The organism is Halobellus sp. Atlit-38R, assembly GCF_003665925.1.
Classification (GTDB): domain Archaea; phylum Halobacteriota; class Halobacteria; order Halobacteriales; family Haloferacaceae; genus Haloquadratum; species Haloquadratum inordinatus.
In genome coordinates this window covers 45,151-66,426 of record NZ_QXIJ01000002.1, presented here as the reverse complement: position 1 = coordinate 66,426, position 21,276 = coordinate 45,151, and the positions used below count along the sequence as shown (strand labels likewise).

22 protein-coding genes are annotated in these 21,276 nt (G+C 65.6%); 17 read left to right on the top strand and 5 right to left on the bottom strand.

Annotation, left to right across the window (positions count from 1 at the left end; genetic code table 11):
- The first annotated feature begins 156 nt into the window (after positions 1-156).
- From D3D02_RS02910 to D3D02_RS02895, 4 genes are all read left to right on the top strand, one after another.
- Positions 157-627: a deoxyuridine 5'-triphosphate nucleotidohydrolase gene (locus D3D02_RS02910; RefSeq protein WP_121568496.1), complete on the top strand. Its 471-nt coding sequence runs from the start codon at positions 157-159 to the stop codon at positions 625-627.
- A 99-nt stretch (positions 628-726) separates the two neighbouring features.
- The gene (locus D3D02_RS02905) at positions 727-1,956 is read left to right on the top strand and encodes a proteasome-activating nucleotidase (protein ID WP_121568495.1); all 1,230 of its coding nucleotides are present in this window, start codon (positions 727-729) and stop codon (positions 1,954-1,956) included.
- Positions 1,957-2,052: 96 nt separating this feature from the next.
- A complete protein-coding gene (locus D3D02_RS02900) occupies positions 2,053-2,526 on the top strand; it encodes a pyruvoyl-dependent arginine decarboxylase (RefSeq protein ID WP_121568494.1) in 474 nt (157 codons plus the stop codon).
- Between the two features lie 102 nt (positions 2,527-2,628).
- Positions 2,629-3,009: a DUF5811 family protein gene (locus tag D3D02_RS02895; protein WP_121568493.1), complete on the top strand. Its 381-nt coding sequence runs from the start codon at positions 2,629-2,631 to the stop codon at positions 3,007-3,009.
- A gap of 58 nt (positions 3,010-3,067) precedes the next feature.
- Here D3D02_RS02895 and infB read toward each other — a convergent pair whose 3' ends face one another.
- Positions 3,068-4,882, bottom strand: coding sequence for a translation initiation factor IF-2 (infB, locus tag D3D02_RS02890; protein ID WP_121568492.1), 1,815 nt, complete (start codon positions 4,880-4,882; stop codon positions 3,068-3,070).
- A gap of 245 nt (positions 4,883-5,127) precedes the next feature.
- Here infB and D3D02_RS02885 point away from each other — a divergent pair, with 245 nt between their 5' ends.
- Together D3D02_RS02885 and D3D02_RS02880 are read left to right on the top strand one after the other, a co-directional pair.
- Entirely contained in the window at positions 5,128-5,382 is a 255-nt protein-coding gene (locus tag D3D02_RS02885) for a PRC-barrel domain-containing protein (RefSeq protein ID WP_121568491.1), read from the top strand.
- A gap of 16 nt (positions 5,383-5,398) precedes the next feature.
- Positions 5,399-5,857: an NOB1 family endonuclease gene (locus D3D02_RS02880; RefSeq protein ID WP_121568490.1), complete on the top strand. Its 459-nt coding sequence runs from the start codon at positions 5,399-5,401 to the stop codon at positions 5,855-5,857.
- A 92-nt stretch (positions 5,858-5,949) separates the two neighbouring features.
- On the opposite strand, the gene D3D02_RS02875 is transcribed toward D3D02_RS02880, so the two are convergent.
- Positions 5,950-6,696 carry a CPBP family intramembrane glutamic endopeptidase gene (locus D3D02_RS02875; RefSeq protein ID WP_121568489.1) on the bottom strand — a complete coding sequence of 249 codons (747 nt, stop codon included), beginning with the start codon at positions 6,694-6,696 and terminating at the stop codon, positions 5,950-5,952.
- Positions 6,697-6,806: 110 nt separating this feature from the next.
- Here D3D02_RS02875 and D3D02_RS02870 point away from each other — a divergent pair, with 110 nt between their 5' ends.
- Entirely contained in the window at positions 6,807-7,223 is a 417-nt protein-coding gene (locus D3D02_RS02870; protein WP_121568488.1) for a DUF6276 family protein, read from the top strand.
- A 10-nt stretch (positions 7,224-7,233) separates the two neighbouring features.
- Here D3D02_RS02870 and prf1 read toward each other — a convergent pair whose 3' ends face one another.
- A complete protein-coding gene (gene prf1 / locus D3D02_RS02865; RefSeq protein WP_121568487.1) occupies positions 7,234-8,484 on the bottom strand; it encodes a peptide chain release factor aRF-1 in 1,251 nt (416 codons plus the stop codon).
- 123 nt (positions 8,485-8,607) lie between these two features.
- Here prf1 and minD point away from each other — a divergent pair, with 123 nt between their 5' ends.
- Together minD and D3D02_RS20815 are read left to right on the top strand one after the other, a co-directional pair.
- Entirely contained in the window at positions 8,608-10,338 is a 1,731-nt protein-coding gene (gene minD, locus D3D02_RS02860) for a cell division ATPase MinD (protein ID WP_121568486.1), read from the top strand.
- 55 nt (positions 10,339-10,393) lie between these two features.
- The gene (locus tag D3D02_RS20815) at positions 10,394-10,540 is read left to right on the top strand and encodes a hypothetical protein (RefSeq protein ID WP_199722996.1); all 147 of its coding nucleotides are present in this window, start codon (positions 10,394-10,396) and stop codon (positions 10,538-10,540) included.
- A gap of 62 nt (positions 10,541-10,602) precedes the next feature.
- Here D3D02_RS20815 and argS read toward each other — a convergent pair whose 3' ends face one another.
- Positions 10,603-12,357 carry an arginine--tRNA ligase gene (argS, locus tag D3D02_RS02855; protein WP_121568485.1) on the bottom strand — a complete coding sequence of 585 codons (1,755 nt, stop codon included), beginning with the start codon at positions 12,355-12,357 and terminating at the stop codon, positions 10,603-10,605.
- A 273-nt stretch (positions 12,358-12,630) separates the two neighbouring features.
- Here argS and D3D02_RS02850 point away from each other — a divergent pair, with 273 nt between their 5' ends.
- The 3 genes from D3D02_RS02850 (at position 12,631) to D3D02_RS02840 (ending at position 15,147) form a co-directional block, all read left to right on the top strand.
- Positions 12,631-13,341 carry a DUF120 domain-containing protein gene (locus D3D02_RS02850; protein ID WP_121568484.1) on the top strand — a complete coding sequence of 237 codons (711 nt, stop codon included), beginning with the start codon at positions 12,631-12,633 and terminating at the stop codon, positions 13,339-13,341.
- Positions 13,338-14,063, top strand: a complete 726-nt coding sequence (gene ribB / locus D3D02_RS02845) for a 3,4-dihydroxy-2-butanone-4-phosphate synthase (protein ID WP_121568483.1) — start codon at positions 13,338-13,340, stop codon at positions 14,061-14,063. Before D3D02_RS02850 ends, ribB begins: the two co-directional genes overlap by 4 nt.
- Positions 14,064-14,217: 154 nt before the next feature.
- Entirely contained in the window at positions 14,218-15,147 is a 930-nt protein-coding gene (locus D3D02_RS02840; protein ID WP_121568482.1) for a branched-chain amino acid transaminase, read from the top strand.
- Between the two features lie 183 nt (positions 15,148-15,330).
- Here the strand turns inward: D3D02_RS02840 and D3D02_RS02835 are convergent, their stop codons facing one another.
- The gene (locus D3D02_RS02835; RefSeq protein WP_121568481.1) at positions 15,331-15,918 is read right to left on the bottom strand and encodes a DUF502 domain-containing protein; all 588 of its coding nucleotides are present in this window, start codon (positions 15,916-15,918) and stop codon (positions 15,331-15,333) included.
- 134 nt (positions 15,919-16,052) lie between these two features.
- Between D3D02_RS02835 and D3D02_RS02830 the strand changes: the two genes are divergently transcribed.
- The 5 genes from D3D02_RS02830 (at position 16,053) to D3D02_RS02810 (ending at position 21,241) form a co-directional block, all read left to right on the top strand.
- Positions 16,053-16,595 (top strand): CDP-2,3-bis-(O-geranylgeranyl)-sn-glycerol synthase, encoded by a 543-nt coding sequence (locus D3D02_RS02830; RefSeq protein WP_121568480.1) that lies wholly within the window; start codon positions 16,053-16,055, stop codon positions 16,593-16,595.
- A gap of 239 nt (positions 16,596-16,834) precedes the next feature.
- Positions 16,835-17,365: an orotate phosphoribosyltransferase gene (gene pyrE, locus D3D02_RS02825; protein WP_121568479.1), complete on the top strand. Its 531-nt coding sequence runs from the start codon at positions 16,835-16,837 to the stop codon at positions 17,363-17,365.
- A gap of 144 nt (positions 17,366-17,509) precedes the next feature.
- Positions 17,510-18,229 (top strand): phosphoribosyltransferase family protein, encoded by a 720-nt coding sequence (locus D3D02_RS02820; protein WP_121568478.1) that lies wholly within the window; start codon positions 17,510-17,512, stop codon positions 18,227-18,229.
- An 81-nt stretch (positions 18,230-18,310) separates the two neighbouring features.
- The gene (locus D3D02_RS02815; RefSeq protein ID WP_121568477.1) at positions 18,311-19,723 is read left to right on the top strand and encodes an NCS2 family permease; all 1,413 of its coding nucleotides are present in this window, start codon (positions 18,311-18,313) and stop codon (positions 19,721-19,723) included.
- Between the two features lie 123 nt (positions 19,724-19,846).
- Positions 19,847-21,241, top strand: coding sequence for an aryl-sulfate sulfotransferase (locus tag D3D02_RS02810; protein WP_233560567.1), 1,395 nt, complete (start codon positions 19,847-19,849; stop codon positions 21,239-21,241).
- Positions 21,242-21,276 lie beyond the last annotated feature (35 nt).

Below are 21,276 nucleotides of genomic sequence, written 5' to 3'. Positions count from 1 at the left end.
ATACACATAGATTGTCCTAATTCAATAGGCACAGGCGCTCTCGCTGTCGATTAGTTTACCCCCGGTACAATAAATATCTCGCGCGGCTGGTCCGGTCACCCTTCTCTCGATCCCGAAGAACGACACGGTTTTGCGCCCGGCCCGCAGCCTCCCGATATGTTCCGTTCCGGATCGTTCGCCGCCTCGCACATCGACGCTATCGACGACGAGCAAGTGCAGCCGAACGGCGTCGACCTGACCCTCGGCGACGTTCTCGAACAGACCGAACCCGGATTCGTCGGCACGGACGGGAAAACCGTCGGCGAACGCGAGTCCGTCGGCGCCGACGCGGACGATATCTTCCGGCTCGACACCGGCGGCTACATTCTCCAGTACGCGGAGACGATCGCGATCCCCGAGGGCCACGTTGGCTTCCTCTACCCGCGGTCGACGCTGATGCGCAACTCCTGTATGCTCAACACGGCCGTCTGGGACGCCGGCTACGAAGGGAAAGGCGAAGGGTTGCTCCAGGTGCACCATCCCGTCCGGCTCGAACGCGGCGCTCGCGTCGCCCAACTCGTCCTCGCCGAGGCATCGCACGATGACGTCTACGACGGCTCCTACCAGCGCGAGCGCCTCGACGAGTGACGGCGATGTGACGCCCGCCGAGTCCCGCCGCCGGATACCCACAGGGGATCGGGACTACCCAAAAGCACATTTACGCCCACCTCCAAGTGCGGCTAACTGATGTCCCGGAGTCCGTCTCTACCAGACCGGCCGCGTCTGGACCTCGACCCAGAGATGTCGGATGCGGAGCGCTTAGCGGCGATCCGCCAACACTACGAACGACTCGTCTCCGTCAACGACGAACTCGACGAGCGCCTCTCGGAGGCGACCGACCGCCAGGAGGAACTCCACGAGGAGGTCGAACAGCTCAAGCGTCGCAACGAGACGCTGAAGACCTCCTCGCTGTACCTCGCGACGGTCGAGGAACTCACCGACGACGGCGTCGTGATCAAACAGCACGGGAACAACCAGGAAGTCCTCACCGAAGCGTCGCCACACCTCGATAGCGAACTCGAAGCTGGCGACCGCGTCGCGATCAACGACTCCTTCGCCATTCAGCAGTTGCTCGACGACGAGACCGACTCGCGGGCGCAGGCGATGGAGATCGACGCCTCCCCGACGGTCTCCTACGAGGACATCGGCGGAATCGACGACCAGATCCGCGAGGTCCGCGAGGCCGTCGAAGACCCGCTCACGAGCCCCGAGATGTTCGAGGAAGTCGGCGTCGACCCGCCCTCGGGCGTCCTGCTGTACGGCCCGCCGGGCACCGGCAAGACGATGCTCGCGAAGGCCGTCGCCAACGAGACCGACGCGACTTTCATCAAGATGGCCGGCTCCGAACTCGTCCGGAAGTTCATCGGCGAGGGATCGCGGCTCGTCCGGGACCTCTTCGACCTCGCCGCCGAGCGCGAACCCGCCGTCATCTTCATCGACGAGATCGACGCCGTCGCCTCCAAGCGGACGGACTCGAAGACCTCCGGCGACGCCGAGGTGCAGCGGACGATGATGCAACTGCTCTCGGAGATGGACGGCTTCGACGACCGCGGCGACGTCCGGATTATGGCGGCGACGAACCGCTTCGATATGCTCGACGAGGCGATCCTCCGCCCCGGCCGCTTCGACCGCCTCATCGAAGTCCCCAAGCCCGGCCAGGAAGGTCGCGAACACATCCTCGAGATTCACACGCGCGAGATGAACGTCGCCGACGACGTCGACTTCGGCGACCTCGCTAAGCTGCTCGACGACTACTCCGGCGCCGAGATCGCCGCGCTCTCGACCGAAGCCGGGATGTTCGCCATCCGCGACGGTCGCACCGAAGTCCGCCGCCGGGACTTCGACGACGCCTACGCGAAGATCGAAGACGCCGACGAGCAGACGACGATTCCGGGTCCGACGACCTATCAGTACTGAGGCGGCCACCCGGGCTCCTTTCTGCGGACTCCGCGTCCGACTGTCGCTTCGCGGTCGATTCGTAACCGCTTATTCTCCGCGCCGTCGTTGTCCGGTATGAGCACCATCCGGATCGTTCACGGCGTGGGCGACGCCCCCACGAAGATGGCGTCGTACGACGCCGCCCTCGCCGACGCGAACGTCCACAACTACAATCTGGTTGCCGTCTCCTCGGTGATCCCCGCCGACGCGACTGTCGAGGAAGTCGGCACTGCACCCGACCTGGGGCCGGCGGGTAACCGACTCACGGTCGTCGAAGCGCGGGCCACGACCGGTGGCGTCGGGAGCGTCTCCGCAGGGCTCGGCTGGGCGACGGGCCCCAGCCCGGGACTGTTCTACGAAGCGTCCGGCGAGGATCCGACCGCGGTTCGCCGGAGCGTCGTGGTCGGACTCGACGCCGGCCGCGACCTCCGCGACGAGTGGGAGTTCACCGACGAGCAGGTCACGGTCACGACCGCCGAGGCCGACGGCGAAGGCTACACGACGGCGGTCACGCTCGCGGTCTACGGCGACAGCGAGTCGATCTTCTAGGATTTGGGCACTGTGGGCGACCGACGGCGCTGTGAGGCCGAACGTTTTGATGCTGCCGACGGCTTTATACGACGCGTAACCCTATTCACGGTGACTCACTGTATGAACGGAAACAACCCTTACGCAGGCGCTCCTGGTGTCGTCGACGCGGGCCGTCCCGAGGACGTCGAGCTTTCGGTGGCGCAGGTACGGCAGCTTCGGACCGCTGTCGCCGGCATCGTTTCCCGGACGCAGGCGTATCTTCCCGACGGCTACGCCGTCGGCTCGGAACTCTCCTACGGCGCGAACGGACCGCAGGCGACGGTGGCGGTCCGTCCGCCCGCCGGTCGCCCGGTCAGCGCGGGCTTTACGCCCGACGAGGAGGACCTCGAATCGGGCCTCACCGACGAGGACCGCGACGAGGTCGCCCGCGGCCTCGCCGCCTCCGCCGCGCTCCAGGTGATGAACACCGTCGGCGACGGCCTCACGCCGACGGCGCGATAGTCGCGACTCGTTTCGTTCGGACTGCGTACTGGAAAAGAACGCGGCGCCGCCAGCGTCGCTATTTCCCCCAGAAGGGGTCGCGCTTGCGGTGCTTGTCGAGGTAGCTCGTCAGTGCCTCCAGTTCGTCGGCCGGGATGTCGTCGGAGAGCTCTTGTTCGAGGATCTTCGCGTGCTTTTCGGGCAGTTCGATCCACAGTTCGTCACCCTCGTCGATCTGCCGACCCACGGTCGGCCCGTCGATTGCGACGGAGACGCGCGTGCCCGAGCGGGCCTCCGAGACGTCTTCGCCCTGCTCTTGAATCCCCGAGAGCTGGCCGACGCGGGTGGGTTCGTTACCCTCCCACTTCACGACGTTCTGGTTGTTCTTCAGCGTCCCCGAGAGGACCTCGACGCCGACGACGGCCGGATCCGACTGCCGGAAGACGTGGTCTTCGAGGATGCGGAACCGACACGGCCGGACGATCTTGTCCAGGACGGTCTCCTGCTGGGCGCGTTCGAGGTCTTCGACGAAGCCCTCGTACTCCTCGATGAGCTGATAGATGACGTCGTCGTCGAACAGTTTGACCTCGCTTTCGTCGAGTTCGGTCTCGGCGTTCGAGAGCACGTCGACGTTGAAGCCGAGGATGACGCGGTGTTTCTCCTCGTTCGCGGTCGACGCGACGGCGACGTCCCGCGGCGCGATGTCGCCGACCTCGGCACGGAGAATCGGTACTTCGGCCTCCCGCAGGGCGTTCGCCATCGCTTCGAGGCTGCCGAGCGTGTCCGCTTTGACGACGACGCCTTCCTCTTCGGTGGAGACCTGAATCTCGGCGAGTTCGGCCTCGACTTCGTCGATCACGTCGTCGAGGTCGCGGTCGCGGACGACGCGGATCGGCGCGCCAGCCATCGCATCGTCGAGTTCCGGGGCGGCGACTTTGATCCCCGCTGCGGCCCGTACTTCCTCGACCTTGTCGAAGCGCTTCTCGACTCGGATCTCCGCGTTCGGGCGCGGCTGGAGGAGCGCGCGGACGTCGGTCACGATCGGCCCGTCGATGCCGCCGACGACGATCTGGTCGTCCGCGCGGATGCTCCCGTCGTAGAGGACAACGTCGACGGTCGCCCCGAAGCCGCGCTCGTCTTTGACTTCCAGGACCGTCCCCGCGCCGGGGCCGGTGACGTCGACGGCCATCTGCTCTTTCATGTAGCGCTGGGAGAGGCCCATCAGGACGGCCAGGAGGTCCGGGATCCCCTCGCTGGTGATCGCAGATATCGGGACGACGCCGACGTTCTTCGTAAAGTTCTGGACGCGCCAGTAGAGGTCGGCCGAGAAGCCCTCATCGGAGAGGTCCCCGATGATCTCGTAGAGATTCTCGTCGAGGCGACTTCGCGCGTTGCCCGACTGCTGTTCGTAGGTCGCCTGGATCGGCATCCCCTCGTTGGGGTTCCAGCCGGGCGTCGTGTCGATCTTGTTGGCGGCGACGACGAACGGCGTGCCCGTCCGCTGGAGGATTTCGAGCGCCTCGATCGTCTGCGGCTGGAAGCCGTCGTTGACGTCGACGACGACGACCGCGATGTCGGCCAGTGCCCCGCCGCGCGAGCGGAGCGTCGTGAACGAGTGGTGCCCCGGGGTGTCGATGAAGAGGAGACCGGGGAGGTCGAAGTCCGTCGGGTCGACGAGGTCGCCCGCCATCTCCGAGACGGTGTCGAGCGGGACGGCGGTCGCGCCGATGTGCTGGGTGATCGCACCGGCTTCGCCTTCGCTCACCGCGGAGCCGCGGATCTTATCGAGCAGCGTCGTCTTGCCGTGGTCGACGTGGCCGAGAACGGCGACGATCGGTGTGCGTAGCGCGTTCGATTCGGCTGTCGAGGCGGCGTCGGCGTCGGTGTCAGACATAGAGAATCACCCCGGAGAAGTTCCTTGTGTGTAGATCACTGCTGGACTGTAGTTAAGTCCATCGTCATCCGCGGATGGCGTCGTTTCTGCGATATCGAACGTCTGTGTCGCGGCGCGGTCCACGCATAGTACGTCGTCTGTGTGCGCCTTCGTACGCCGTCTGTGTGCGTCATCTGACCACCGCTGTGCGGTCGCTGGCCGCGTGGCCCGTGGCGTTTATGTAACAGTACGCAGTATTGCGGGGTATGCCGGACGAACTCGCCGAGGACCTCTCCGGAAAAGGCGTGATGGGGTCAGACGGCGCGCAACTCGGAGTGCTGTACAACGTCGAGATGAACGTGAAGACCGGAACGGTCAACGATCTCCTCGTCTCGCCGTACGAAGACGTCAATCCGGATCAACTCCGGTTCGAGACGATCCAGGACGACCACGAGCAGGTCATCCGGGTCCCCGTCTCTCACGTACAGGACGTCAAAGACTACATCGTCGTGCAACCATAACTCAGGGCGACGTCCGATGCAGGTTCTCGATTCTTCGGCGTTCATCCACGAGTATCACACCACAGACGACATCGCGTCGATCCCGATGGTCCGCGAGGAACTGGAGGGCGAGGCGTCGTATCGATTCGACGCCGACGAGGGGTCTGGAATGCACATCCACATCCCCGCTGGAGGGACGGTCGAGAAGATCCAGCGCGCGTCCCGCGAGACCGGTGACTCCGAGACGCTCTCAGAAACTGACGTCAGGCTTCTCGCCGCGGCCTTCGAACTCGATGCCACGCTCGTCACTGACGACTACGCGATGCAGAACGTCGCAGACCACGTCGACATCGACGTGAAGATCATCGCCCGCGAGGGCATCTCGGAGAAGCGCGACTGGAAGTTCCAGTGTCAGGGCTGTGGCCGCGAGTTCGACGAACACCGCGACCGCTGTCCGATCTGCGGGATGGAACTGGCGCGCAAGAACCCAGCGTAAGCGTCGGTCCGAACGCCGATCGCGCTCTCGCTTCTCGAGTCCAAGCCACTCACCGAGCGACGCGTCTCCGCCTCGAACGCGCCTATGCGTACTTATAGGCTGATGAGCCCGGTCGTCGTCGCGTAGACGGCGACGAACTGCACGGTGTTGAACAGGCCGTGAATCACGGCGGGAACCACGAGATTCTCGCTCTTCTCGTAGACGACGCCGAGGACACCCCCGAGGACGAGCACGGTCGCGAGCGTCGCGAGCAGGCCATCGCCGCTGTAGGACGTGACGTGCACGGCGGCGAAGACTGCGCTGGCGGCGGCGATAGCGAACCCGGAGCCGTACGCACGGCGGAACAGCCCCTGCACGACTCCCCGGAAGATCAGTTCCTCAGTCGGCCCGACGAGCAGGATCGTCACCGGAATCAGATACAGGAAGTAGACCGGCTGATCGCTCCCCTGGGCGACGATCGCGCTGTCGGCTCCCTGGATTCCGAGCACGCTCAGCAGGCCCGAGACCGCGACGAACAGTCCCAGTAGGCCGAAGAAACCGCCGACGAGCCACGTCAGATCCTGCCGCGTCGGCCTGCGGACCGGGACGAGATCGGCTTGGTCTGTCACGAGGAGGAAGCCGGCGCCCGCGATGCCGAAGCCGACGAACTGGAACGCGCTCCGGAGTGCGAGACCGAGCGCGCTCTCGTGACCGACGCCGGCGGCGTCCAGCAGCGGATACCCGAGTGAGACGGTCACTGACGCGAGTAGCACTACGAGCGCGACGACGACGAAGGTGCCACCGAACGCGCGGAGGTGCGTCCGCGGATCGTCGAGCGAGGAATGGGCGTCCGAGGCCATTGATTGTCTCGCGCTAGGGCGTCGGCGTGAATAGGGATACCGGTCCGCCGCTCGCCGGCCGGGGAGCCACAGCGACAGCGTCTTTCCGCACTGCCCGCGTAGGTCCACGTATGTCAGCACCGTGCTCGCACTGCGAGCGCCCCCTCGTTCGCGTCGCAGTCCCGTCAGAAATACGCGAGTTCGCTCCCGAATCGGCCGCCGTCGCCGGGTACTGTCCGCGCTGTCTTCGCACGTATCCGCTCGAAGACGACGACGAATCCGAGACAGAAGCGACTCTGGACGCTAAATCGGCGGAAGTCCCGTCGGCCATCCCAACCGGGGAGGGCGGAGTCGCGCTGGTGCTCGCGGTCGGCCTGCTCGATTCGCTGGCGACGAACCGCCCGGCGATCCAGTCGCTCGTCGAGTACGCCGAGCGAGCGGGTGCGGACGTCTTTCTGACGTTCGATCGACTCGCGGCCGACGAGACGATCGACCCACACGTGGATTTAGCGCGTCGACGGCGACAGCTCGAATCGATTCTCGAATAACAGCGTCCGCTTAGACGCCGGTGGAGTACCGCAGAATGCCGGCGATGCCGCCGAAGGCGTCGTAGAGCTGTTCGCCCTTCTCGAAGTCCGTCGAGATGAACTTCGTCTCGGTGCCGCGCTGTTCGGCGATCTCCATCAGATGTTCGATCACGTCCTCGCGGTCGACTTTCTCGGCTTCCTCGCCGCACTCGGTGCAGACGTGTCCGGGGTCGCTGTGGCGGCGATCGACGACCTCGTACTCCTCGTGGCCGTTCGGACACTCGTAGATCACGACGTCCGAGCGGAGATCCTCCGAGAGCAAGAGTCGGTCTACGGATCCCATCATCAGGTTCTTGCGGGTCGGTCCGAAGCCGTAGGTCGCCTCCTCGCCCGTATGAAGGTTCTCGAAGAACTCCTCCATCTGGGCTTTGTCCTTCATTACCTCCTGGTCGGCGAGGACGTCCTGTGCGGCGTCGACGAGATCGTAGAGCCCCGACTCGTCGGTGTAGGAGACGTCGAACTTCCCTTTCACGTGGTCCTGGAGTTCGTGGTGCAGGTAGTCGCCGTCGAGGAACTCGTCTTTCGTCGGCGAGGGCCCGCCGACGAGGATCCCGTCCATCTCGTGGCGCTTGGGGACCATCAGATCGTTCGCCATCTCTGCGACCTCCTGATAGAAGTTGTCGATGGCTTCGAGACGGAGGCGGGCGAACCGCTGCGCTGACTGGCCACCTTTCCGCTGCTTGCCGGGGACGAGCGAGGAGGCGGACTTGACCGGCTCGACGCGCTTGCCCTTCAGCCAGCCGACGTTCGCCTCGCGCCGGTCGAGGACGATCAGGCCGAAGAGGCCCTTGTCGGTCAGCATCTCCTCTAACGGCTCGGTGAGGAAGTTCGAGTCGCAGTGATAGCGGAACGACTGGATCGGTTCGGGCGGGCTTTCGAGCGCCCGCGTCACCATATCCGTCTGGCCGCCGCCGGAGTTGACCGCACCCGAGAACAGAACGATGCCGTTGTCCGGCGGGTACGTGTCGTAGTAGCGGAGCCGGTCTTTGATCGACGTGAGCGCGTCCTGCACGTTCGTCCGCGTCTGCTTGGACTTGATGTTGGACGCCTCCGAGTGCTCCTGGGTGACGTGGGCGACGACGTCGGAGATCTGCTTGTCCGGGGGGATGTAGATCGTGACGAGCTGCGTGCCGGAACCCTCGTAGTCTTTGAGTTCCTCGATGACCTTCCGGAACTCGTACTTCCGGCGGTCCTCGTTCACCTCGTCGGCGTCGGTACTCATTATCCGTACTAGCCCCTCCAGTGGGTAAGTAACCTGCGACTATGTCGTCACAGCGTGCTCGCGCGTCACCTCGACGCCCCGGACAGATTTATATCCTCCACGCGGGACTCACGGAACGAAACAATGGGCCGTGTGTACGCAGTCGTCAGCGCGAAAGGGGGGGTCGGCAAGACGACGACGGCGGCGAATCTCGCTGCCACGCTCGCCGCCGCGGGATCGAGCGTCGCCATCGTCGACGGGGATCTCGGGATGGCGAATCTCGCCGGTGCGGTCGGCGTCACCGTCGGCGACGTAACGCTTCACGACGTTCTCGCCGGCGACGCCGACGTCGACGACGCGATCCACGAGGGACCGCACGGGATGGCGGTCGTCCCCGGATCGCCGGATCTCGACGCGTTCTCGCGCGCCGACCCCGAGGAGATGCAGTCCGTCCTCGAAGCGCTCGCCGACCGCTACGAGTACGTCGTCCTCGACACGGGCGCGGGACTCAGCAACGACACCGTGGTCCCGCTCACGCACGTCGACGAGGCACTCCTCGTCTCGACCCCGACGCGGGACGCGCTCGGCGACACCGACAAGACCCGGCAGGTCGCAGACCGCCTCGGTATCCCCGTCGCGGGCACCGCACTCACGCGCGCCGATCCCGTCGAGGTCGACGCCGAGCTCGTCGCCGAACTGCTCGATGCGGACGTCATCGAGACGATTCCGGACGCCGCTGCAGTCCGGCAGGCGTCCGACGCCGGTGAGCCGCTGACCACGTTCGCCCCCGGGAGCACGGCGGCCGCGGCGTATCGCTCGCTCGCGAGCAGTCTCACCGGCGAGGACGTCGCAGCAGACGAACCACCCGAAACAGCATCCAACGACGCCTCAGGGGCGTCTGCAGACGATACACCCCACGGGTCTTCCGACGACGACACGTCCGAAGCCTCTATCGACGACACGTCCGAAGCCTCTACCGAGGACACGTCCGAAGCCTCTACCGAGAATACGTCTGAAGCCTCTACCGAGAATACGTCTGAAGCCCCCGTCGACGACACCGACGTTCCGGGTGCGAATGCCGCCGCTGAACTCGGCGTCGACGACGCGCTCGGTCCCGACGACCCCCTCGGCAACGCACTCCCAGAGGACGATCCACTTCCGGACGAGGAGTCGCTGTCGGGAGACGACCTCCCGTCGAGCGATGAGTCCGCTACGGCCTCAGAAGACGAGTCAGAGCCGGGCGTCGACGACGATGCGGAAATTCTCGATTCGACTCCAGATGCGGAGGAGACGGCTTCCGACGACGAGGCGGATGCGACTCCGGAAACGCCGTCCGACGACAGCGAATCGACGGGAGAAGCCGGCGAAGACGTACGCCCCGCCGAGGAAGACATCGTCGTCGCCGGGAGACACGAAGGCGACCTCAACCCAGAGACGGTCGAGGTGATCGAAGCACACGAGGAAGCGTCGTCGGTCGATTCCGACGCCGAGGTCGATCCGACGCCGGCCGACGTTCGAGACGCCGAATCGGACGGGGACGTCGAGCCGAACGCGGATGCGGAGTCCGACTCGGGTGCCGAATCGGACGCCGACGCTGCTACCGAGGACGAGCGCCCGCTCGTCGAGTCTGCCAGCGCCGCCGAAGTAACGCCGTCCGAGTCGGACGCGACCCCCGAGGACGACCCGGAAAGCGGCGTCTATACGACGCCACTGGCGGAGGAGGCCGATATCGGAGATGGTAGCGACGCCGACCGTTCCGGGGGTGACGACGCCGGGGACCGTTCTACCGACGCCGCCGACGAAGACGCCGAAGACGGCGACTCCGAAGACGGCGACGACACGAAAAAGGGGTTCTTCGGACGCATCTTCCGCTAGCTGTCAGCGCGCCGAAGCGGGAGCTTCTTTTATGCGGGTGCGGTGAATCGAGGATATGGCAGAGAAAGATTCCAGCGTTCCCTTCTGGTGGCTCGTCCTGTTCCTACTGTTAGCGCTCGGAGCCGGGGTCGCAACGGTGCTTGCCGTCGGCGGATCGCTCGTCGCCGGGGCCATCGTTCCGGTCACACCGTTCGGACTGTAATCTGGGGCGCTCGAAACTCTCGACGGGGTGTGCCCCTACGGGAGTTACGTCGAATCCAGTGCTCACATCGAATCCGGCGCCTCGATCCCGAGGACGTCGAGCGCGTTCGCGACCGTGTGCCGCGACGCCTCCACGAGACCGAGCCGTGCCGCTGCGACCGCCTCGTCGTCGGCGTTGAGGACCGAACACTCGCGGTAGAACGTGTTGAACGTCTCCGCGAACTCGCGAGCGAACGTCGCGACGACGTGGGGCTCGAGGTCGTCAGCCGCCTGTTCGATCACGGCCGGGAAGCGCGCGACGTCTCGCAGGAGCGCGCGCTCGGCGTCGGTGTCGAGCACCGAGACGTCGGCCGACGCCTCGATGCCCGCATCGGCGGCTTCGCCCTCGATGCCGCAACAGCGCGCGTGGACGTACTGGACGTACGGAGCCGACTGCGCCTCGAAGTCGAGTGCGCGTTCCCACTCGAAGGTGATGCCCTTCGTCGGCTGTTTCGAGACGATGTCGTAGCGGACGGCGCCGATGCCGACCTGGCGGGCGATGCGGTCGATGTCGTCTTCGGTGAGTTCGTCGTTCCGGATCCGCGAGTCCAGACGCTCTTCGACTTCTTCGCGGGCGCGCCGGACGGACTCGTCGAGTAGGTCGTCGAGGTCGACGCCGGTACCCTCGCGAGTCGACATCCCGCCCTCCGGGAGGTTGACCCACGAGTAGAACGTCTGCCGGAGCTGGTCGGTGTCGTTGCCCAGAATGTCGAGCGCGGCTTCCAGTTGTTCGGCCTGGAGCTTGTGGTCCTCACCGAGGATCGTCACCGCCTCGTCGTAGTTGTCGAACTTCCACTCGTGGTGTGCGAGGTCGCGGGTGGTGTACAGCGTGGTGTCGTCGGAGCGGAGGAAGACGAGGTTCTTCTCTAACCCGACCGCCGAGAGGTCCAACTGCCAGGCGTCCTCTTCGTAGACGGCGTGTTCGGAGTCTTTCAGCCGTCTGACGACGTCGTCGGCGTCGCCGTTGCGGATGAACTTCGTCTCCTTGACGAACCGGTCGAACTCCGCGGGGAGGCGTTCGAGGGACTCCCGCATCCCGCCGAGCACCTGATCGACGACGACCGCGACGCGTTCGTAGGTCTCCTCGTTGCCCGCTTCGAGACCCTGCATAATCTCGGCGATCTCCTCTTCGGCGGCCGCGAGTTCCTCGTCGTCGGCGGATTCGAGATACTCGTTACCCTTCCGGTAGTAGCGGACGAGGTCGTAGTCCGCGCGGTCGCGTTCCGGTTCGGGGAGGTCCGACTCCTCGAACGTCTCGTAGGCCCAGGTGAAAACGGCGACCTGGCGGCCGGCATCGTTGACGTAGTAGTGCGTTTCGACGTCGTTGCCGGCGTACTCGAGCAGGCGGGCGACGGCGTCACCGAAGATGGGATTCCGAGCGCGACCGACGTGGACCGGACCGGTCGGGTTCGCGCTCGTGTGCTCGACGACGACCGACTGACCCGTATCGGGGAGCGCTCCGTACTCGGGGTCGCGACCGGCCGAGAGCGTGTCCGCGTAGTAGGCGTCGGCGACGTAGAAGTTCACGTACGGTCCCTGCGTGTCGACGCTCGCGATGTACTCCGCGTCGTCGAGGTCGATCGCCTCGGCGACGTCTTCGGCGACTGCCGGCGGCGGTGCCCCGACCTCGCCGGCGAGACGGAAGGCGACGCTGGATGCGAGCGTCGCCGGGACGTCCTCCGGCGGCTCTTCGACCCCGAGGTCGTCGGTCGGGAGGTCGAGCGCGGCCAGCGCCGCCTCGACCGCGTCCTCGACCTCCGAACGGAAGGTTCTGAACATACTCGCCGTTCTCGAACCGCGGCTAAATGCCTTTCCGAACGCTCTCGCGCTCGGGAAGCACTCCCCCGCGGGCGACGAACATCGTGCGATTGCTGTCCGAAACGGAGGTGGTGCAACCAACCCGCCGCACTGCGATCGACGCCTTTAGAAGCGGGAAGACACAATACTGAGATAAGTCACGTCTCCGTGATTTCGGGGGACGGCCACCGTAACAATTCTGTTATACATCTCATAGCCGTTATACTTAACAGGGCAGCCTCCCAACTCCGGATAATGTCTGAATCGGCAGTCTCCGCCGTGGGAAACGACGAGTTGGCGGCGCTGAAATTCGTCGCGCTCGAAGGCGCGCTCTCCGGCCCGGTCAAGATCTCCTGTTCGAGCCTCGCCGAACGCCTCGACGCGTCGAGCCAGACCGCCTCGCGTCGGCTTCAGCGGCTCGAAACCGCCGGCCACGTCGAGCGCGATGTCGTCGCCGACGGCCAGTGGGTGTCGCTGACCGACTCCGGTGAGGCGGCGCTGCACCGCGAATACGCACACTACCGGCGGATCTTCGAGGGCACTGACCCCTCGGCCGTCGAACTCGAAGGGACCGTCACGAGTGGAATGGGCGAAGGACGACACTACATCTCTCTGTCGGGCTATATGGAACAGTTCGAGGAGCGACTCGGCTACGAGCCGTTCCCCGGCACGCTCAACGTCGACCTCGACGAGGAGAGCATCCGCGCTCGCTCGGCGATGACGTCGCTTTCGGGCGTCCCCATCGACGGCTGGGAAGACGACGAACGGACGTTCGGGCCGGCGACGTGCTACGACGCGACCGTCGAGTACGACGACGAAGTCGCCGAGACGACGCACATCATCGTCCCCGAGCGCACGCACCACGACGAAACGCAGCTGGAGATCATCGCACCCGTCCGGCTTCGGGATGCGCTCGATCTCGACGACGGCGACGCGGTTTCCGTTCGCGTGGAGGCGGTTCGATGACGCGCACGCGTTCGGACGTCGCTGTCGACACGACCGGTGAGAGCGCCGTCGACCGCGCCATCGAGGCGTTCCGCGAGGGCCAGCCGGTGCTCGTCCACGACGCCGCCGACCGCGAGGGCGAGACGGACATCATCTACCCCGCCGGCGCGGTCGGCGCCGACGACGTCGTCCGTCTTCGGAGCGACGCTGGGGGATTGATCTGCACAGCCGTCTCACACCCCGTCGCAGAGACCCTCGAACTGCCCTTCCTCGAAGACGAGTTCGACCACCCTGCGGCCGCGGACCACGACCTCGGCTACGACGACCGCTCGTCGTTCTCGCTGCCGGTGAACCACCGCGAGACGTTCACGGGCATCACCGACGACGACCGCGCGCTCACGATTCGCGAACTCTCGTCGGCCGCCGAACAGGCAGCGCAGTCCGACAGCGACTACGACGCCTCGGAGTTCGCCGCCGAGTTCCGCACGCCGGGCCACGTGCACGTCCTCCGCGGCGCACCGGGACTCCTCGACGACCGGCGCGGGCACACGGAACTCGGTCTCGCGCTCGCTGAGGCGGCTGACCGCCCGCCCGCGGTCGTCGTCTGCGAGATGCTCGACGCCGACTCCGGCGGTGCTCGAACGCCGACTGCCGCACTCGAATACGCCCGTCAGAACGATCTCGTCTACGTCGAAGGCGCGGACATCATCGAGCGACTGGCCGACGATATGGACCGCGTCTGAACCGACGGTTCCACGTTCCCACTCGAGGGCTGCCGCGCTGATCGGTGGCTGCCGATTCCGTTCACCTGCCCCCTTCAGATCCGCCTCACCGGCGGCGTGATTCGCCGCAAACACTCCTGTAGGGTTTTATATCCCGGGGAGTAAATCACGGCATATGGGATTCGACGAGATGGACGTCGAGACGATTTGGCAGGACGGTTCGTTCGTCGACTGGGACGACGCGACGGTCCACGTTCTGACGCACGGTCTGCACTACGGATCTGGCGTGTTCGAGGGCGTCCGCTGTTACGACACCGAAAACGGGCCGGCGATCTTCCGCTGGGAAGAGCACCTCGATCGGTTCTACGAGTCGACGAAGCCCTACGAGATGGACATTCCGTTCTCGCGGGAAGAACTCACGGAGGCGACACTGGAACTGATCCGCCGTGAGGAACTGCGCTCCTGTTACATCCGCCCGGTCGCGTTCTACGGCTACGGCTCGCTCGGCGTCAGCCCGAAAGACAACCCGGTGAACGTCGCGATCGCGGCGTGGCCGTGGGGCGCTTACCTCGGCGAAGAAGCGCTCGAACAGGGCGTCGACGTGATGATCTCCTCGTGGCGCAAGCACGCCTCCAGTCAGATCCCCACGAACGCGAAGACGACCGGGCTGTACGTCAACTCGCTCCTGGCCGGCGAGGAGGCCCGCCGCAACGGGTACACCGAGGCGATCGTCCTGAACAAGGAGGGCAACGTCGCGGAAGGCCCCGGCGAGAACATCTTCCTCGTCCGCGACGGTGAGATCTACACCCCCGGCCTCTCCGAGAGCATCCTCGACGGCATCACCCGAAACACGGTGATCGAACTCGCCCGCGAGCGCGGCTACACCGTCCACGACCAGGCGACCATCTCCCGCGGCGAACTCAACACCGCCGACGAACTGTTCTTCAGCGGTACTGCCGCCGAGGTGACGCCGATCCGGAAAGTCGACAACGTCGTTATCGGCGACGGCTCGCGCGGCCCCGTGACCGAAGAACTCCAGCAGGCGTTCTTCGACCTCGTCGAGCGTCGCGACGACGCCCACGACGAGTGGTTCACGTACGTCTAAACCCACCTTTTTCGACCGGGGCCTCGCGCCGCCGAAGGCGGCACTCAACCCCGGTCCAAAAACCTGGAGGGAAAAATTCCGCGAGGCTCGCGTTCGCTCGCCTCGCGGTACGACTTCTCGACTACCGCACAGCACCGCCCGACACTGCCCGGCACCGGGCCGCTTCCGCACCGGACCCGACGCTCAGTCTTCTGACCGGGCGTCGATCTCGATCGGCGCGTCCCGCTCCTCTTCGCCGAACCCCGCGGACAACACCCGAGTCAGCGCCTCTTCGACGCGCTCGTCGGTTTCGGTGATATCTTCGGGATCGACCTCCATCACGAAGCCAGTCGTGATGTTCGGAGCGGTCGGCATAAACAGCACCACGCGGCCGTCGTCGGTCACCTTTCCAGTCTTGAATGCCGTCATCCGCATCCCCTGCCAGGGCTCGACTTTCACCGGCTTTTGGAGGTCCTCGGTCCCAGTCACGGCCGTTTCGACGGCTAATTTGGAGGCATTGTAGAGCACGCGTATGAGCGGCACGCGATTCATCGCCGCATCCAGATACGTCTCGAACAGGCGGCCGACCGTCGTCCGCATCAGGTACCCCACCGACAGGACGAGCATAATGAAGACCACGACTGCGACGAGGAACCCGATAGGGTCGTCCAATCGTCGGATGACCGGGAGGTCGACGATCTTCGAGTAGAGGTAGTTGAGGACGAACAGAATGACGAGGATCGGCGTGAGAACGATCAAGCCGCTTGCGAAGTCGCGCCTCCAGGAGGACATCTATCTGCCAGTACGTCGCGCCGGAGAGTTAAAGGAACTGCTGTCGATCCAGTCACAGAACCGCTGTTCTGCGGCGGCGCGTCGCGGTGGTCGAATTGGGGAGACTTTTGTCGTCGCCGTCGGACGCGACACGTATGTTCGTTGATCTCGTCGTCGTCGCTTTCTGGGCGATGCTCCCCGCCTACGTCCCGAACAACGCTGCCGTCCTCGCCGGCGGCGGCGCACCGATCGACGGCGGCCGAACGATGGGCGGCCGCCGCCTCCTCGGCGACGGCAAGACGTGGCGTGGAACGGCCGTCGGCACGCTCGCGGGCGTCCTCCTCGCGCTCGGACTGAACGTTCTCGCGCCCGTCGTCGTCCGTATGACCGGATTCGAGATCCCGGTCTTCCCGCTCGCCGCCGCGTTCGGTCTCGCGTTCGGCGCGATGCTCGGCGACATCGCCGCCTCGTTTCTCAAGCGCCGGACGGGCCGCGAGCGCGGCGCGCCGTTCCCCGGTGTCGACCAACTGGACTTCGTCGCCGGGGCGCTCGCCTGTGCGGCCGTCCTCGACTTCGGGTGGTTCCAGACGACATTTACGCTCCCCGTTCTCGGGGTCGTGATCGTTCTCACGCCGGTCCTGCACGTCCTCACGAACGCCATCGCGTACGTGCTGGGGCTGAAAGACGAGCCCTACTAACCCACCTTTTTCCACGGTGGGTTTCCTCGCGGCGCGGAGCGCCGCTGCGGGAACCCACCGCGCAAAAACCTGGAGGGAAAAAAGCCGCGAGGCTCGCATTCGCTCGCCTCGCGGTACGAGCGCTTCGACTCCGCGCCGCCTCCGCCCTGCACCGTCTCCGCGCCGCCTCCGCCCTGCACTGCCTCCGCACCGCCTCCGAATCGCCCCGTTTAAGCGCCTCGCCCGCCCTCTCACATCCAATGGCGAACGACGAACTCATCGCGGCGCTCCGTGACGCCGACGCCGTCCAGTTCGGAGAGTTCGAACTCTCCCACGGCGGCACCTCCGAGTACTACGTCGACAAGTATCTCTTCGAGACGGACCCCCGCTGCCTCCAGCTGATCGCCGAGGCGTTCGCGGACGAACTGTCCGGCGAAAAGCTCGCAGGCGTCGCGCTCGGCGCCGTCCCGCTCGTCTCCGTCACGAGCGTCGAGACCGACACGCCGTACGTCATCGTCCGCAAGAAGACCAAAGAGTACGGCACGGCCAACCGCATCGAGGGACGCTTCTCGGAGGGCGAGGAAGTCGTCGTCCTCGAAGACATCGCGACCACCGGCAAGAGCGCACTCGACGCCGTCGAGGCACTCCGCGACGCCGGCGCGGTCGTCAACCGCGTCCTCGTCGTCGTCGACCGGCAGGAAGGTGCACGCGAGCGACTCGCCGAGGCCGACGTCGAACTCGACGCCCTCGTGACTGCGGCGGACCTCCTCGACGACGAGGACCGTTCGTAGCGCTTCTCGCAGACCTCGCGATTTCGGGCTGTTTTCAGCCCCGGGACCGGACGTTCTCTCTCGCTATCTAATCCACGTTCGTGGTTTTTTCACGCTGTATCTGTATCGACATATTCATACTTACGCAACATCGCAGATCGAAGTATGAACAGAGCGGAGAAAGCGGCCCTCCAGTTGCAGGCGGTCGCCGTCCTTCGGATGCTGAAGGAGACCCGGACGTACGACGAACTCGCCGAACTCAGCGGACTTCCCGCCGGCGATCTCAATCGGTACGTCAACGGTCACGTCCTGCCGGGCGTCGAGCGCGCCCGCGAAGTCGTCGACGGGGTCGGCCGCGACGCCCTCGCGACGGAACTGCGCGCGCGCGTCGAGTTCGACGACGAGGGCTACGTCGACAACTCCGGTATCGTCTTCGACCAGTCGTTTCTCGATCTCGTCGCTCCGGTCGCCGCCAACGCACTCGGCTTCGAGCGCCCGGACGTCGTCCTGACGGCGGCGACCGACGGCATCACGCTCGGTGCGGCGATGGCCGGGTACTTCGACGCCCGCGTCGCCTACGCGAAGAAGTCCAAAGAGACGGCCGTCGAGGACTTCATCGAGTCCCGTCAGCGCCTCGCTTCGGGTATCGAACTGACCTACTACCTCCCCGGCCGCGCGATCTCGCGCGGCGAGAACGTCCTCATCGTCGACGACCTCATCCGCTCGGGCGAAACCCAGGAACTTCTCCTCGACATTGCGAAACAGGCCAATGCGGACGTTACGGGCGTTTTCGCGCTCATTTCCGTCGGTGACGAAGGCATCGATCGCGCCCGGGAACTCACCGACGCACCCGTCGGTGCCCTCTCGACGTTCGACGCCGAGTGATCGGCCGATACGGGCCTCACTGTGCCCGACGTCGATGAAAACCCTTATCGACCGTATCGGGGTTATGCTCACACGTGCATTATGGGGCTCGCTGAAACACTCGGAAACTACTTCGATGTGCAAGAACACGGATCATCGGTCCGGACTGAACTCCTCGCCGGGCTGACGACGTTCCTGACGATGTCCTACATCGTCGTCGTCAACCCCTCGATCCTGACCGACCAGCCGAACATCCCCGGCGCCGACGGGATCTCGATCGCCGGCATCCCGCCGGGCGAGATCCAGTCGATGCTCGCTGTCGTCACGATCCTCGCGGCGGCGACGGCGACGTTCGTGATGGCCTTCTACGCCAACCGGCCGTTCGCGCAGGCGCCCGGCCTCGGCCTGAACGCGTTCTTCGCGTTCACCGTCGTCAGCGCGCTCGGAATTCCGTGGCAGACCGCACTCGCGGCCGTCGTCGTCGAAGGGATCATCTTCATCATCCTGACGGCGATCGGCGCGCGCGAGTACGTGATCAAACTCTTCCCCGAGCCTGTGAAGTTCGCCGTCGGGACGGGGATCGGGCTCTTCCTCGCCATCATCGGCCTGCAGGCGATGGGGATCGTCGTCGACGACACGGCGACGCTCGTCTCGATGGGATCGATCGCGTCGAATCCCGTCGCGATCGTCTCCGTGCTCGGGCTCTTTCTGACGTTCGCGCTCTACGCCCGCAACGTCCCCGGATCGATCATCATCGGAATCGCCCTCACGTCCGTCCTCGGGTGGCTTCTCACCGCGTTCGGCCCCATCGCGGCTGACGCTGGCCTCGTCGCCGGCTCTACGTCCGTCTCCTACGACATCACTCCGCTGGCCGGCGCGTTCATCTCGGGCCTCAGCGACGTCGAGGCGTTCACGTTCGCGCTGGTCGTCTTCACCTTCTTCTTCGTCGACTTCTTCGACACCGCCGGCACGCTCGTCGGCGTCGGACAGGCCGGTAACTTCCTCGACGAGGACGGCGACCTGCCCGACATCGACAAGCCGCTGATGGCCGACGCGATCGGCACCACGGTCGGCGGAATGCTCGGGACCTCGACCGTGACGACCTACATCGAGTCCGCCTCGGGCGTCGAGGAGGGCGGCCGCACCGGCCTGACGGCGCTCACCGTCGCTGTACTGTTCCTCATCTCGCTCGCGCTCGTCCCGCTGGCGGCCGCGATTCCCCTGTATGCCTCCCACATCGCGCTCGTCGTGATCGGCGTCGTGATGCTCCGCAACGTCGTCGACATCGACTGGGACGACCTCACGCAGGCGATCCCCGCCGGGATGACGATCCTCGTGATGCCGTTCGCGTACTCGATCGCCTACGGTATCGCCGCCGGGATCGTCTCGTACCCCGTGATCAAGTTCGCGGCCGGTGAAGGCGACGACGTCCGTCTGGGCCACTGGGCGCTCGCGGGCGCGTTCGTCGTCTACTTCGTCGTCCGCACCGGCGGCATTCTCGCCGCGCAGGTGTAACCGACCGCTCGCTCGCGCTTTTGGCCGTCTGACTCACTCCCGCGCTTTTCGCCTTCCAGCTCTCACCCCCGCGACTGCCATCGGACCGCAAGAGATTCATTATTCACTGTCGGATTCGAGTACGTGACGCTCCCCCCGCGCTCCCGAGCGAACGCAGTGCGAGTCCTCGCGCTGCTGCTCGTCGTCTCTCTCCTCGCACCGGCCGGCGTGTCGGCGCTGACGTACGACCCCTCGACAGACACGAGCCTCGAACCGGGCACGATCACGAGTCCCGCGAACGGATCGACCGTCATCAGCGTCCAAGGCTACACCTTCCAGGGCAATACGAATCCCAAAAAGCCCGCGCGACTCCTCTCGGTCGGCCCGCGCGGTGACCTCCAGTGGACCCACAACGACTCTGTCGGCGGGAGCGCGTGGTTCTTCGACGTCGACCCGCTGCCGAACGGGAACCTCCTGGTCTCCTCGCCGCGGGCCGGCGATACGGTCGTCTTCGAGTTGAACCCCGAGACGCAAGAACGCGTCTGGCAGGAGCGGTTCAATATGACCGACACCCACGACGTCGCGTATCTCGCTGAGGACCGCATCGCGATCGCGAATATGCGCGAGTGGAACGCGTCCGCCGAGGTCAGCGACGACCGCATCGTCATCTACAACCGGTCGACCGGCGAGTTCACCTGGGAGTGGTACTTCAAGAACCACTTCCCCGAGAGCACCGACGGCGGTTACAACGACGACTGGTCGCACGTCAACGACGTCGACCCCGTCGGTGAGGACCGCCTGCTGCTCTCGCCGCGGAACTTCGATCAGGCACTCGTCGTCGACATCGAATCCAAAGAGATCGTCGAGCGACTCGGCTCCGACGACGACTACGACGTGATGCGCGAGCAGCACAACCCCGACTGGCTCCTGAGCGAGAACGGCACGCCGACGATCCTCGTCGCCGACAGCGGTAACAACCGGGTCGTCGAGTACGCGAAGGAAGACGGCGAGTGGGTCCGGACCTGGGAGGTCGGCACGGGATCGCTCACCTGGCCGCGCGACGCGGACCGACTCCCCAACGGAAACACGCTCGTCACGGACACGCTCAACCACCGCGTGATGGAACTCACGCCCACGGGCGAAGTCGTCTGGGAGTACTACGCCACGTGGGGCCCCTACGACGCCGAGCGCATCGGCACCGGCCCCGAGTCGTCGGGGCCGACGATCCGCGATCTGAACGCCAGCGGGTCCTACGACATCACCGGCAGTGCGAACCTCACCGCCGGCGGGAACGAGAGCGTCGGCTTCGCCGGGCGGATTCGCGCGACGTTCGCCGGCACGGTCCTCGAAGGGCCGATGAACGAGTTCGCGACGCGCTGGGCACACGTGACGCCGTGGCTCCGTCCGGTCTGGATGTCCGGCTGGGACTTCGTCTGGGCGATCAGCGCGCTCCTCGTCGGCCTCGTGTGGGCCGGCGGGGAGTTGGTCGCCGGCCGCCGACAGATCGTCGCCGGCATCCGGCGGCTCGTGGACCGATAGCGACGCGATAACACGGTACGGGAGTGCGCCCGCCG